Annotated in this window: 12 protein-coding genes and 1 pseudogene; 5 read left to right on the top strand and 8 right to left on the bottom strand. The window is 71.5% G+C overall.

Features of this window, described 5'->3' with window-relative positions; translation table 11 throughout:
- Positions 1-13 precede the first annotated feature (13 nt).
- The 4 genes from A6F73_RS33280 to A6F73_RS33265 all read left to right on the top strand — a co-directional run bounded on the left by A6F73_RS33280 (position 14) and on the right by A6F73_RS33265 (position 4,593).
- Positions 14-313: a hypothetical protein gene (locus A6F73_RS33280; protein WP_063352089.1), complete on the top strand. Its 300-nt coding sequence runs from the start codon at positions 14-16 to the stop codon at positions 311-313.
- A 75-nt stretch (positions 314-388) separates the two neighbouring features.
- Positions 389-1,576 carry a helix-turn-helix transcriptional regulator gene (locus A6F73_RS33275; protein WP_159398673.1) on the top strand — a complete coding sequence of 396 codons (1,188 nt, stop codon included), beginning with the start codon at positions 389-391 and terminating at the stop codon, positions 1,574-1,576.
- 184 nt (positions 1,577-1,760) lie between these two features.
- Complete coding sequence (locus tag A6F73_RS33270) at positions 1,761-3,155, top strand: alpha/beta fold hydrolase (protein WP_208869234.1); 1,395 nt, start codon at positions 1,761-1,763, stop codon at positions 3,153-3,155.
- A 235-nt stretch (positions 3,156-3,390) separates the two neighbouring features.
- On the top strand, positions 3,391-4,593 hold the full coding sequence (locus A6F73_RS33265; protein ID WP_063352087.1) for an acetylhydrolase: 1,203 nt from the start codon (positions 3,391-3,393) through the stop codon (positions 4,591-4,593).
- A gap of 113 nt (positions 4,594-4,706) precedes the next feature.
- Here the strand turns inward: A6F73_RS33265 and A6F73_RS44455 are convergent.
- The 8 genes and pseudogenes from A6F73_RS44455 to A6F73_RS33225 all read right to left on the bottom strand — a co-directional run.
- Positions 4,707-5,084 (bottom strand): annotated as a pseudogene (locus tag A6F73_RS44455) (epoxide hydrolase N-terminal domain-containing protein); the annotation flags it as partial.
- A 74-nt stretch (positions 5,085-5,158) separates the two neighbouring features.
- Complete coding sequence (locus A6F73_RS33255) at positions 5,159-6,193, bottom strand: SMI1/KNR4 family protein (RefSeq protein WP_063352085.1); 1,035 nt, start codon at positions 6,191-6,193, stop codon at positions 5,159-5,161.
- A 317-nt stretch (positions 6,194-6,510) separates the two neighbouring features.
- Positions 6,511-7,338: a lipase family protein gene (locus A6F73_RS33250; RefSeq protein WP_063352084.1), complete on the bottom strand. Its 828-nt coding sequence runs from the start codon at positions 7,336-7,338 to the stop codon at positions 6,511-6,513.
- A gap of 264 nt (positions 7,339-7,602) precedes the next feature.
- Positions 7,603-8,481, bottom strand: a complete 879-nt coding sequence (locus A6F73_RS33245) for an oxidoreductase (RefSeq protein ID WP_063352083.1) — start codon at positions 8,479-8,481, stop codon at positions 7,603-7,605.
- A 295-nt stretch (positions 8,482-8,776) separates the two neighbouring features.
- Complete coding sequence (locus A6F73_RS33240; RefSeq protein ID WP_063352082.1) at positions 8,777-9,079, bottom strand: hypothetical protein; 303 nt, start codon at positions 9,077-9,079, stop codon at positions 8,777-8,779.
- A gap of 197 nt (positions 9,080-9,276) precedes the next feature.
- A complete protein-coding gene (locus tag A6F73_RS33235; RefSeq protein WP_063352081.1) occupies positions 9,277-10,140 on the bottom strand; it encodes a PIG-L family deacetylase in 864 nt (287 codons plus the stop codon).
- A gap of 167 nt (positions 10,141-10,307) precedes the next feature.
- Positions 10,308-11,144 (bottom strand): hypothetical protein, encoded by an 837-nt coding sequence (locus A6F73_RS33230; protein ID WP_159398672.1) that lies wholly within the window; start codon positions 11,142-11,144, stop codon positions 10,308-10,310.
- A 204-nt stretch (positions 11,145-11,348) separates the two neighbouring features.
- Entirely contained in the window at positions 11,349-12,440 is a 1,092-nt protein-coding gene (locus A6F73_RS33225) for an Lrp/AsnC family transcriptional regulator (protein WP_244293793.1), read from the bottom strand.
- A 150-nt stretch (positions 12,441-12,590) separates the two neighbouring features.
- Here A6F73_RS33225 and A6F73_RS33220 point away from each other — a divergent pair, with 150 nt between their 5' ends.
- On the top strand, positions 12,591-13,775 hold the full coding sequence (locus tag A6F73_RS33220) for a M20 family metallopeptidase (protein ID WP_063352079.1): 1,185 nt from the start codon (positions 12,591-12,593) through the stop codon (positions 13,773-13,775).
- Positions 13,776-13,819: the final 44 nt, after the last annotated feature.

The following is a 13,819-nucleotide window of genomic DNA, read 5'->3' as shown; positions in this document are numbered from 1 at the left end:
TTACTTTGCGGTCATGCCTGCCGAGCCGTTCATCAACGACGACGACCACGACGCCTGCTGGATCTGTCCTAGCCTTCGGCTCCGCGCTGGGGCGTTCGATGTGCTCGAACGCCCCAGTGCGGATTACCCGTTCAACCCGGCCGACGGCTTCCGGTACGGCCGGGAAGGAGCCCCGGCCTGTGCGCACGGAGACTGCATCGGGCTGCCTCCCGATCGGTACGCGAGTACCGGCGAGGCGTTGCCCGAGGGCTGGAAGGTGATCGCTTGCTTACTGACTGCAATCATTCAACGGCGGATGACCAAGATCAGTTAACACAAAACTTGCACAACGACCCTTGCGGAACCTGATGTGCCATCATCTAGTCGTCGAACTGGGATGATTGAGCGCATGGGGAACACAGCGCCGTCAGCTGGTGAGAACATCGCGGTACTCCGGAAAGCGCGCGGCCTGAGTCAGGCCAAACTTGCCCGGGAAGCCGGCATCACGCTTTCTTACCTTTCCAAGATCGAAACTGGGCTCAGGCCTGCGACCCCTCCGGTGGTGGCTGCCGTCGCTCGGGTTCTCCATGTCACCACCGCCCGCGTCTACGGGAATCCCTTCGTCGGCCCGGCCGAGCAGATGGACCTGCTCAACGAGCTTCGGAACACTGTTCGTCGCCACACTCTTCCGCGAGAGAGTCCACTCTCCCCAGCTGAGACCACTGGGGCCGTTCAGACCGCCGCTGACCTGAGGGCCAGCACTCAGTACCTGGAATTGCTGCGGATGCTGCCCGCACTACTCGGCCAAACGACCGCCTCCGCTCTCGACTCCCGAGGCGAGGCGACGGCATGGGGCTACGTCGCGGATGTGTACAGCTGCGCGTACACGGTTGCACACCGACTCGCACAGCCCGATCTTGCCGACATGATCGTCTCTCGCCAGATGTGGGCCGCACAGCAGACCTGGAACCCGTCTGCCGAGGCAGCAGCAGCGTGGAATGAGGCGGGCACGTACCAGTCTGCTGGCCAGTATGAGGACGGGTTGGCCATCATCGAGAGGGCTATCAGCCGCTACGAGGCCGTACCCGCGAGTGGCCCCTTTCGGACCATCCACCTCGGCTCTCTCCATCTGCGCGGCGTCGTGCTGGCGTCGAGAGCCAAGGACGCCAACGCCACCCGTGACCACCTGCGGCACGCATGGACCCTGGCCGAGACGCTTCCGGACGGCAGGGACCTGGTGCAGCACCATCTGACGTTCGGCCGGGGAAACACCGCACTGTACGAGCTGGCGTCCCACGTCGAACTCGACGCCCCCGACCGCGCTGTCCAGATGTCCGGTTCACTGATCGCATCCCCACCCGCGGGGTTGAAGCCAAACCGCCTAGGCCGCTTGTACATCGACGTTGCACGCGCCCGGTTGGCCGTGCGCGACTACGCCGGTGCCGAGGAAGCTCTCAACGCCGCCCATGCCGTCGCTCCGCAGATGGCACAGATACACCCGATGGGTCGCGAAGTGCTGCGGGTGCTGATCGTCATGCACCAACGCTCCAAGCCCGGTCTGCTCGCTATGGCGAAGCGGGCAGGGCTGGCGTCTTAAGGCTTGCATGGCGAGGGCCGCGCTCAGGAGGGGATGGGGCCTGGTGCCATCGGCCGGCGGGGCCGGTCGCGCACGGTCCGTTCAGGTCGAATCCCGCCCGAACGCTCCCCGTCGAAGAGCCCCGGGGCGCAGGCTGGTTCCGTGACCGCGTCAGCACGGACGCGGCGCGAGCGGAAGGACGAACATGACGAGCACGCGCGGCCGCGTCGCCGCCCTGCTGGGCGCCGTCGCGGTGGTCGCCGGCACCACCCTGGCCACCCCCGCAGTCGGCTTCGCCGCCACGGCCGGACCGGCCCGCGTCGGCGGGATCACCGGCCAGGCGCCCTGCCCGGACGCACCCGAGTTCAGCTGCGGGACCCTCACCGTCCCGTTCGACCACAGCGGCGCCACCCCCGGCACCCTCGACCTTGAGGTGGCCGTCACCGGCAACACCACGGCGCCCAAGGGCGACCTGCTGTTCCTCACCGGCGGCCCCGGCCAGCCCGGCGTCCCGGCGATCAAGCGGATGGCGGGCAAGCTGGAGCCCGTCCTCAAGGACTACCGCCTGGTGATGTACGACCAGCGCGGCACCGGCCGGGGCGCGCTCCAGTGCCCGGGCCTCCAGGAGGACATGGGCTCCTCCGACCTCGCCCTGCCGCGCAAGCAGTCGATCGCCGACTGCGCCGCCGCCCTCGGCCCCAACGCCCGCCACTACAGCACGGCGGACACCGTCGCCGACATCGACCTGCTGCGCCGCGCCCTCGGCGACCGGCGCCTCACCCTGGACGGCGTCTCGTACGGCAGCTTCGTCGCCGAGCGGTACGCGCTCGCCCACCCGGCGCACGTGGCCCGGCTGGTGCTCGACTCGGTGGTGCCGCAACAGGGTTTCGACCCCCTCGACCTGGCCGCGCTGCCCGCGAGCGCCCGGGTCCTGCGGGCCGCCTGCCAGGCCACCGGCTGCACCACCGACCCGGCCGCCGACCTCGCCGCCACGGTTCGGCGGTACGGCAACGGGGCGCAGATCCTGAGTGCGCTCACCGGCTATGAGTTCATCGACCCGAACTACGGTGGGGTCCCGGAGATCCTGCACGAGGCCGCCGCCGGGCAGCCCGCGAAGCTCCAGGACTTCTTCGGCCTGGTCCGCCGGCAGGTCGACGCGGCCTCGGCCGAGGAGCTCAGCCAGGGGCTGCACTCCGCCGCCCTGTGCGCCGACTCGCGCTTCCCGTGGGGCACCACCGACACCCCGGTCGCGGGCCGTGCGGCGGCGCTGGAGCGCACCCGGCAGCGGCTGACCGCCGAGCAGACCTGGCCGTACGACGCGGCGACCGCGACCGGGCTCGGCAGCCTCCTGGTCTGCCTCGACTGGCCGCGCGAGCAGGTCCCGCCGGCGCCGTCGGACCACCGCAAGCTGCCGGACGTGCCGGTGCTGCTGCTCGGCGGCGACCGGGACCTGTCCACGCCGTACGAAGTGCTCTACCAGCAGGCCGAGTTGGTGCACGATCCGCAGATCGTGATCGTGCCCGGGGCGGCGCACTCGGTGCAGAACCGGGCGGCGAACCCGGCCGGACGGCAGGCGGTGTACGACTTCCTGCTGAAGTAGCGGGAGCCGTCGGCGGGCCGTCCCGCACGGGGGACGGAACGGCCCGGCGCCGCGGCCCGTCCGGCCTGTCGCGCCGGCCCGCCTGTCGCGCCGGCCCGTCCGCCCTCCTCCGCTGGGATGCCCGGCCCTCCTCCGCTGGGATGCCCGGCCCTCCTCCGCTGGGATGCCTTGCGCCCTTCCCCGTCCTCCCCTGAGGGGATGTCAACTACTGCGCCCGCGAACTAGCGTCGCCGGCATGACCAGAATCCGTCGTGCTGCCCTGGCCGCCGTGCTCACGCTCGTCCTGCCGCTGCCGATCATCGGAGCGGGTACGGCGTTCGCCGCGCCCGGGCCCTCCGCCACAGCTCCCTCCGCGGCCCCCGCCACGGCCTCGGACAGCTCCGGCGTCCAGCTGGAGCTTCCCCGCCCGACGGGTCCGCACGCGATCGGACGCAGCACCCTGCACCTCGTCGACCAGCACCGCCGGGATCCCTGGGTGCCGGCCGCGGGTGCCCGGGAACTGATGGTGTCGACGTACTACCCGGCCCGGCCCGGGACCGGCGGACCGGCCCCCTACATGACCACCGAGGAGGCCCGGCTGCTGCTGCAGCAGGCGGCTCAGGGCGGCGCCGTCCCGGCCGAAGCACTCGGCGGCACCCGCACCTACGCGCACGCCGACGCACGGCCGGAGCGCGGCAGGTTCCCCCTGCTGGTGCTCTCGCCCGGCCTCGGGCTGCCGCGCGCCACCCTCACCGGCCTCGCCGAGGACCTGGCCAGTCGCGGGTACGTCGTCGCGCTGGTCGACCACACCTACGAGTCCACCGGTGTGACCTTCCCCGACGGACGGACCCGCACCTGCGCCGTCTGCGACCAGACCCCCACCCTCGACGCTCTGGAGGCGATAGCCCGGAGCCGGGCCACGGATCTCTCCTTCGTCGTCGATCAGTTGACTGACCGTCACTCACCGTGGCGGTACGCCGGCATGATCGACCCGCGGCGGATCGGCATGGCCGGGCACTCCATCGGCGGTAACGCCGCCGCCGCGACCATGGCTGTTGACGACCGGGTACGAGCCGGGGTGAACATGGACGGAACCTTCCTCGCGCCGGTCCCCGCCACCGGCCTCCAGGGCCGCCCCTTCCTCATGTTCGGTACCCTGGCCAACCACAGCCCGGGCGGCGCGGACACCAGCTGGGACCGCGACTGGGCGCGCCTGGACGGCTGGAAGCGGTGGCTGACCATCGCCGGCTCCGACCACTCGAGCTTCACCGACCTGCCCGTCCTCGCCGCACAGCTGGGCGTGGCCGGCCCCGCCGTGCCGATCCCGGCGCAGCGCGCGGAGGAGATCACCCGCGCCTACGTCGGGGCCTTCTTCGACCTGCACCTGCGTGGCATCCCGCAGCCACTGCTCGACGGCCCGTCACCGGCCGACCCGGAGGTCGCCTTCCAGCACCCCTGATCCCGCCGTCTGATCCCACCGTCGCCCCGCGCACGCCCCGCGCGGGGCAACGCCCGCCCGGCCCGTTGCCGGGCGGGCCGGCAGGGCTGTTCAGGGCCTGCGGTCGTGGAAGGTGCGGCCGGGTCGGCGAGCGGGTCGATCACCTTCGACCAGTACCAGAACGTCCACGGCCAGCCGTGGGTGAGGATCAACGGGATCGGGCGGGGGCCGCGGCCGGGCTTGCGCAGGAAGTGCACCGGGACGCCGCCGACGCTCACCTGGTAGTGCTCGTGGGCGTTGATGGCGGCCTCGGCCTTGCGCCAGTCGTACCCGTTCCGCCAGTAGGCGACCAGTTCACGGAGGTAGCTGTCCGGGACGCCGTAGGACCAGTCCTCGTTCCCCTCGTCCAGCGGCGGACGAGTCAGTGCGAGACGGGTGCGCAGATCGTCGAGGACCTCGTCGGGCACATGGATCGGGGTGGGCTGCAGGGGGAAGGCGTGCGGGGCGGACATGGCGTGGTCCCTTTCCGAGGCGGAGGAAACGGTGCCGCCGGCGTGTCGGGCATCAAGCAGCCCGGCGGATACGGCTACCCGTCCTGCCCGGCCACGGTGGCGAGTCCGTCGAGCAGCGTGGTGACGGCGGCGTCGGTCAACCGGTAGCCGTCGGCAGTCTCGACGATCTGACCGGAAGTGATACGGGAGTCCCACCAGTCTTCGAGGAAGCCGGGGGCGTATCCGCCGGTGCGGAAGCCGTACTGCTCGGACTCGAGGCCGAAGGCGATCATGAGCTCGTAGTCCGGCAGCGCGTAGGAAGGCTCGTCCTGCGCAGGCGTCCTGAGGTACCGCTCGAAGGAGTCGACCCGGTTGAAGCTGCTGAACAGCCAGAACAGGTAGTCGTACATGAGCGTGGAGCGCGCGTCGGCGTGCAGGGCGAAGAACCCCTTGTCGTGCACGAGGGCCTCGGCGAGCTCCCGCATTCGCCGGTCCGCGTCGGGCAGAACGTCCGCGACCTCGCGGAAGGCGCGCAGCAGGACGGGGGAGAAGCTGCCGTCGCGCACCGCGGCCAGGTCGGCGAGCCGGTCCTGCTCCGAGGTGTCGTAGACGGACTCGTCGACCAGGCCCGTGACGAACGCCTCGAAGTTCTCCGCGACCAAGGTGATCGCGAAGTCGGCCTCCTGGCTGACGTGCACCACGGTCGGCTCGCCGTGCCTGCCGCACGCGCGGTAGTCGAGGGCGAGCATGTCGTGGCCGCCCGAGGGCATGGCGGCGAAGTAGACACCGATGTCGGGGTACTCCCACCTGTCGATCCAGAACCGGCTGCCGAACTCGCCGCCGAGCGACTGCGGACGAGTCCGCCCGACGCCCCGGATTCCGGTGATCTCGATGTAGTCGTCGGCCCAGGACGTCGCCTCGGGCATGGGGAAGCAGGTCCGGGCCGGGGTGCCGCCGTTGTGCGCGGTCATCAGCGCGATGTAGGAGTCGGGCAGACGGTATCCGCTGAGCTCCTCCTCCAACGACGCGACCAACTCCGGCGAGAGTGGGGCCTCCTCCACGTACTGCTCCAGCGCGTACGCCGAATCGTCCCAGAACCCGGTGACGTCGAAGCCCTCGAAGTGTCCCACTGCGCCCTCCCGCACCTACTCGTCCGGCGATTGTACGTTCGATGCCCGGCCGACGGCGGCTTCGGAGAAGGGCAGAGTCAGGCGGCACTGACGCATCGCCGTACTGAGCCGTACTGATGGGCGGCGAGGTGGTCGGCCCAACGAGACATCAACCCGGCTCCGGGCGAAGCAGGACACCGTGCAGTCCCCGTGCCGGTCACGGCCGCTTCGCCCACGAAGCCCGGACTCCTCGCCGTCCGCCGCAGCCTCCCGTTGGGCTGTGGAGCGGACGTCGGGTCGGGCCCGGCCCTGTGGGGTCGGCCCCGGGTGTCCTGCGATCAGGCGGCTGTGGCGAGGTTCTTCTCGAACGCGGCGAGGTAGTTGCGCAGGTGGTGGTCCTTGATGCCGTCGGTCTCGGGGGCGAACATGTCCTGGCGGTAGCCCTTCGCCCGGTCCTTCAGCCCGGCGATGAGCGGCATGGCCTCGTGGAGCTCTCCGTCGGCGTCGAAGTAGCGGAGTGCGTTGACGTGGGTGAAGGCCGGCTCGGGCGGGAGCTGGGGGACGATGTCGTTGTTGTTGACGAAGCGGTAGCAGCGGTCCCTGAAAGCCGTGTTGTGGGCGGCGGCGAGAAGGCGTTCACAGGTGCGGGGCTGGCCGAAGGTGTAGACGCCGTCGGGGAGTTGGCGAGGCTCCTCGAAGTACCAGCAGGCGCCGGCCAGCATGGCGAGGGCGCCGCCGAGGCTGTGGCCGGTGAACCAGACGCTCTGCCCGTTGGTGCGCAGTCCCCGGATGGTGTCGCGGATCTCGGGGTAGACGGACCGCAGGGCCTGGTGGAAGCCGTAGTGGACGAAGCCCTTGTTCGCCGGTCCGGGAACGGGCGGGGTGCTGACGTCGGTGAGCCAGTCGTAGATCTTCAGGACCTCGGTGCCCCGGAAGCCGGTGACGATCATGCGGTCGCTGGCCATGGTGTAGGCCTGGGTGTCCTCGATCGGGAACGGCATCTGGTGCGTCGACTCGAAGTGCCGCACCTCGTCGAAGCCCCAGGCGTGGGCCTTGTTCTCGATGCCGACCCGGTCCAGCACGGCCAGTCCGGCGGCCTGCGCCATCCAGTAGGCGTGGGGGAGGGAATAGCGGGTCGTCGAGTGGTCCAGAGCGGGGATGGCCATTGGTGTCCTCCGGGAAGCGGGCCAGCGGGTCGCCCAGCAACCTAGTGCCGTATGCGAACGGAGGGGAGCCGGAAGCGCTGAAGGCCACCCGTACGGGCGCAACCGCGGCGGAACCCGGATCCCGGCGGGCTGTGCGGGAACCGCCGCAGGACGCGGGATCCGCGGCGTTCGCAACACCGCCCATGGGCTCGACGGCCGTGGTCCCCGATGATCGGCGTGGCGTCGGCGAAGTCGAAGTAGCAGCGCTGCCAGCCGCGTTGAGGACTACCGCGATCTCGCGGAGCCGATGGTGTCGAGTTCGGCGACGGCGTCGGCGGGCAGGACGAGGTCGGCCGCGGCGGTGTTCTCGCGCAGGTGGGCGATGGAGGAGGTGCCGGGGATCAGGACGGTGGTTGCCGAGCGCTGCAACAGCCAGGCCAGTGCGACCTGTTGCGGGGAGGCGTCGAGACGGGCGGCGACATCGTTGAGCACCTGGGACTGGAACGGGCTGAAGCCGCCCAGGGGGAAGAACGAGGCGAAGGCGATGTTCTGGTCCGCGCAGCGGTCCACGAGTGAGTCGTCCTGCCGGTTGGCCAGGTTGTAGAGGTTCTGCACGGTGACGACCGGGGCGATGGCCTGCGCCTCGGTGAGCTGGGCGTCGGAGACGCCGCTGATGCCCAGGTGGCGGATCAGCCCCTGACGGCGCAGGTCGGCCAAGGCGCCGAACTGCTCGGCGATGGGCGCATCGGAGATGTTCTCCACCGAGTCCAGGCGCAGGTTGACGACGTCCAGGGCCTCCAGGCCGAGGTGCCGGAGGTTGTCGTGGACCTGGGCCTTGAGGTCCGCGGGTTCCTGCGAGGGGATCCAGTCGCCGGTCTCGTTGCGGCGGGCACCGACCTTGGTGACGATGTGCAGTCCGGCCGGGTAGGGGTGCAGGGCTTCCTTGATGAGTTCGTTGACGACGAACGGCCCGTAGTAGTCGCTGGTGTCGATGTGGGTGATGCCCAGCTCGACGGCTTCGCGCAGGACCGCCAGGGCCTGGTCGCGGTCCCTGGGGGGACCGAAGACGCCGGGGCCGGCCAGCTGCATGGCGCCGTAGCCCATCCGGCTGAGGGCGAGGTCGGGGGCCAGGGTGAGTGTGCCGCCGGGAGCGCTGGTGGTCATGTCATGCCTTTCGCCGGTTCCGCCGAGGCCGGGGCCGACGAATCGGATGCTCGTGGACCGCCCGGCGCGATTCCCAACTCTGGGGGAGCGGGGGTGGGCGGGGCAGCACCCCGGTGATCCTGGGCGTGGCAGGGACACCCCGGCTGATCGGCATCCTCGCCGAGTACAGCCCCGCAGGGGTGGACACGCCATGCCTGGCCTACTACAGCCCGCTGATGCTCGGCGCCATCGACTTCGACAACCTTCAGAGATCACGGTGCCGGCGCCGGCACCGCCTCGCTGGCTGGGGCGATGGCTATCCGACGTGGTCCTGTCCGATCGCGCGGAGGACGTCGGCGAGCCAGACCAGGTGGTAGCCCACGATCCGGTCCGGGTCGGCGAGTAGGTGCTCAAGGTGGTGCCAGGACTCGGAGAGCTGCCCGATGGTGATCGTCCTCGGTTCGTTGGGGACGTCGTAGAGTTCGTCGCCGGGGACGGACCAGAAGTAGTCAGGTTCGACGGCCACTGTGCTGCCGGCTGAGGCTTCGATGTGGTGCAGTGCCAGCTCGAAGGCGCGTCGGAGCTGATCGAGCGGGATCTGTAGAGGTTCGCTGTCCATGCGCTCATCTTTGTCGATCAGGGGCCGTGTCGGGTCCGGACCCATGGCGTCCGACCCTTGAGCGCCGTCGACGGAAGCGGCCGTCGGCCCCGAGGCTCACTCCTCGCCAACTGCCCCCAAGCGGGAGCGATGCAGGCCACGCCCTTCCGGGCGTGGCCTGCATCGTTTAGTCCGAGGCCCCGGGCCTGCTCTGGGGCTCAGCGCAGGCCGGTGAACAGGTCCTTCTCGGGCAGCGCCGCGCCGGTGGTGTCGAGGACCCGGACGAACGTCTCCACGCCCATCAGTTCGGTGAACCGCTCCCGGCCCATCTTCAGGAAGAAGATGTTCTCGCCCTGGCTGGCGTGCGCGAGCAGCGCGTCGTACTTCTGCCCGCCGAAGGCGGTGGCGTCCACCCAGGTGGTGATCTCCTCGTCGGGCAGCCCGATCGGGGGCAGCTCCATGGCCTCCCCGGTGGGCTCCGGGTTGTCCCCGTCAGCCCTGTCAGCGCCGTTGTCCCCGTCGGTGCCGAACTCGCGCATGAGCTCGCCGAAGCGCTGCATCATCGAGTGCGGCGCCGTGGTCCAGTACACCTTGGGCGTCAGGGCGGCCTGGGTGAGGGCGGCCATGGTGATGCGGTTGGCCTGGATGTGGTCGGGGTGGCCGTAGAAGCCGTTCTCGTCGTAGGTCACGACGACGTCGGGCCGGTAGCGGAGCATCAGGTCGGCGAGCCGGGCGGCGCCGTCGGCGACGGGGGTGCTCCAGAACGATCCAGGAGCGTCGTTGGCGGGCCAGCCCATCATCCCGGAGTCGCCGTAGCCGAGCAGTTCGAGGTGGTCGACCCCGAGGATCCGGCAGCTGGCTTCGAGTTCCTGGCGGCGCAGTTCGGCGATGGCGGCGGGGTCGTGGCCCTCCTCGCCCGGCTTGGCGCCGCCGGGGCCGTCGCCGCAGGCGCCGTCGGTACAGGTGACGAGGACGGTGCGGATGCCCTCGGCGGCGTAGCGGGCGAGGACGCCGCCGGTCGAGGTGGCCTCGTCGTCGGGGTGGGCGTGGACTGCCATCAGCGTCAGGGGCCGGTCGGCCATGGGTGTCGTCCTCCGGTCGGTCGGTCGGGTGTTCGTCTCCCAGTCTGCGCCAGCGCCTCGGGCGGCTCGGGCCCGGGGGTGGTCGAGGCCGCCGGGCATCCCGGTGGGGGGCGGTGTGCTCGGCCTCCCGGCCGCCACGCGGGGCTTCCGGGCGTGGCCGCCGGCGGTCAGCCCCCGGCGCAGCCGCCGTTGCGGCAGTCGCGCCAGGGGCCCCAGGCACCGCCCGGGGCCTGCTCGGAGATCTCGGCGGACAATGAGGGGCCGTTCCACATGTGCGCGAGCACCGTCAGCCTCCCGTCGGCCGCCTCGGTGACGGAGGAGGGGGTGGCCACCGCCTCCGACAGCGGACCGGTGCCCAGGTTGGTCCAGGAGCCCCAGATGCCGGGGGAGCTCTGCTCGTTGACGTACAACTGCGGGCTGCTCGAACCCTGGTAGACCTCGAAGAAGGCCAGCGCGCCGTCCGCCCGCTGGAAGGCCACCGGCACCCCGAAGAACCTCGGCACCAGCCCCCCGGCGGGGCCGAAGGGCTCGGGCGCCGACCACGGCCCGTCCGGGCCCGCCTGGTGCATCCGTACCAGGACCGACGACTGGTACCCGATGGTGAACACCTCCAGGGCGCCGTCGGCGTCCGCGGCGGCGGTGAGCACCTGGTTCCGGTAGCTGAGGCTCATGCCGTTGACCTGGCTCCAGGCGCCGAACGGGCCACCGGAGGACGACTGCGTCTGGTACCAGATGGTCCCGCCGGTGCCGTCGGCGGTCGAGAAGACCGCGAACCGCGCCTGGGTGCCGTCGGGACGGGTGACCGTGGTGGACTGCCCCTCGGTGCCCGGGGGCGTGGTGGTGTCCCGGGGCCGGTCCGCCGTCGACGACACGGTCGCCGGTGCCTGTACGGAGGTCGGGGCCTGGGCCTGGGCCTGGGCGGATGGTGCGAGGAGGCCGACTGCGCCGATGAGTGCGGCGCAGACGGTCGCCGCCACGGTGCATCGCCGTGCGCTCGTGGGCATGGCTGGTCCCTGCCTTCCGATCGGTCTGCGGGGCCCGGCCGGGCAGCGGCGCGGGCCGTCGGCCATCCTGCCCACCGGGGCGGCCGGTACGGGCGCCTACGCCCGGAAATGGCCGGAACACACGGGCGGGCCGCCGGGCCTGCGCGAGGCGGCCCGCAGCTCCTGGTGACGGCGCGCTGCAGCAGGGACCGACCTGAACGGCCGTCAGGAGAGCGGGATCGGATCCCGCCAGATGTCCAGCGGAACGGCGCGGACCGCGCGTCCGTCCCCGTCGAGGATCCGGCCCATCCGCTTCACGGTGCGCAGCGACACGCGGCGCTCGGCCACCCGCAGGTCGGGGAACCTGCGGGCGAGAGCGGTTTCCAGCCGCTGGACGTCGGCGAGGGAGCGCTGCCAGACGGAGAGCAGGAGGTTGTGCGGGCCGGTGACGGACACGCACAGCCGGACCTCGGGGAGTCTGGCGAGCTGGGGGCCGACCTCGTCGAGCCGCTCCGGGGGGAGGTCGGCCCGGAAGGTCGCCAGGACCGGCCGGCCGGCGTCGCGGGCGGCGATCTCGCAGCGGAAGCGGATCGCGTCGGAGGCGGCCAGCCGGTCGAGGCGCCGGCGCAGCGTGGACGGGCTGAGCCCGGTGGCGGCGGCCAGCTCGGCTTGGCCGAGGCGGCCGTCGACGCCCAGTCTGATGAGCAACTCCCGGTCTTCTTCCCGGACTTCGGCTCGCACGCCGGACGGCGTCCCGTAGCCCGCCAGGTGATCGTCGTGCAGTTCCACCCGCTGGGCCTGGTCCAGCGAGTCCAGTCGCCAGCGGATCCCCTCGGCGTAGAAGCCGGTTGCCAGGTGGACGCGGACGGCGTTGACCCCGGGGAGTGGGCCGAGCCGTTCGGCGGTGTACCGGGAGACCGTCGCCAGGTCGGTGAAGGCCACGGTGACGACCAGGTCGCAGCCCTGGGCGACGTGTTCGATGCTCATCACGTGCGGGTCCTCGGCCAGCTCGTCGGCGATCTGCCGGAGCCGGCCGGGAGCACAGTCGAGGTCGAGATAGGCGACGCACCCGCGGTCCTCGGGGTGCGGCAGACCGTAGGCGGTCACCCAGGCGATCCCGGCCTGCGAGAGTCGGTGCCAGCGGCGGGCGGCGGTGACCGGGCTGATCCCGAGGGCCTGGCCGAGCAGCGACCAGGGTGCGCGGGGCCGCAGCTGCAGCGCGTTCACCAGGGCGAGGTCCAGCTCGTCCACCGTCACCTCGGCGCCGGTCACCTCGGCGCCGGTCGTCGCGGTGCTGGTCGTGGGGGCGCCGGTCACCGTCGGCTGCCGGTGGATTCGTGCATCGAAGGGCCTCCTGGTGGCGTGATCCTGCGAAATCGCGGGCAGATCCCGCCGCGAGATCCAGAATCACGGAACAAGATCGCTCTGCACAAGTTCCCGCCACGCGCGGGATCGACGGAGGTGCCCGTGTCCCTGCACGACGACGCTCTCGCTCTGGCCCCGGACCTGGTCCGGCTGCGCCACGACCTGCACCGGTTCCCCGAGTTGGGCCTGGCCCTGCCGCGCACCCAGGAGCGGGTGCTGCGGGCCCTGGACGGCCTGCCGCTGGAGGTGAGCCAGGGCTCGGCGCTGAGTTCGGTCACCGCGGTGCTGCGCGGCGGCCGCCCGGGGCCGGCGGTGCTGCTGCGCGGCGACATGGACGGCCTGCCGGTCGCCGAGAAGGCCCCGCTGCCGTTCGCCGCCGACAACGGGGCCATGCACGCCTGCGGACACGATCTGCACACCACCATGCTCGCGGGTGCCGCACACCTGCTGGCCGCACGGCGGGAACAGCTCCACGGCGACGTGGTCTTCATGTTCCAACCGGGCGAGGAGGGGTGGGACGGAGCCGGAGCCATGCTGGCCGAGGGCGTCCTCGACGCGGCAGGCAGGCGCCCCGTCGCCGCCTACGCCCTGCACGTGTCGTCGGCCATGCGGCACGGGGAGTTCGGCTCCCGGCGCGGGCCGATCATGGCCGCTTCCGCCGCGCTGAACGTCACCGTCCATGGCGCGGGCGGCCACGGCTCGGTGCCGCACCGGGCCAAGGACCCCATCCCGGCGGCCTGCGAGATGGTCACCGCCCTGCAGACCATGGTGACCCGCCGCTTCGACGTGTTCGATCCGGTGGTGGTCACCGTCGGGCTGATCCAGGCCGGCACCCAGCGCAACATCATCCCCGAGACCGCCTACTTCGAGGCGACCATGCGCACCTTCTCCGCCGAGGCGCAGTCCAAGGTCGCCGACACCACGGTCGAGCTGGTCAGGGCCATCGCGGCCGCCCACGGCCTGCGGGCCGAGGTCGAGTTCCTTCCCCAGTACCCGGTGACCGTGACCGACGGGGCCGAGACCGACTTCCTGGCGGACACCGTCCGGGAGGTCTTCGGCGAGGAGCGCTTCCAGTCGATGCCGAACCCGATGACCGGGTCGGAGGACTTCTCCCGGGTCCTGGACGCCGTGCCGGGATCGCTCGTGTGGCTCGGCGCCGCCCCGAAGGGGACCGACCCCGACGACCTGCCGGTCAACCACTCGCCCTACGCGGAGTTCGACGACGCGGTGCTCCCCGACGGGGCCGCGCTCTACGCCGAACTCGCCACCCGCCGTCTCGCGGCCTGAGCCCGGCCGAACCCGTAGCACGCAGCCCTGCTGAACCCGCAACC

The organism is Streptomyces sp. MJM8645, assembly GCF_001625365.1.
Lineage (GTDB): Bacteria > Actinomycetota > Actinomycetes > Streptomycetales > Streptomycetaceae > Kitasatospora.
This window is presented reverse-complemented; position numbering and strand designations above follow the sequence as displayed.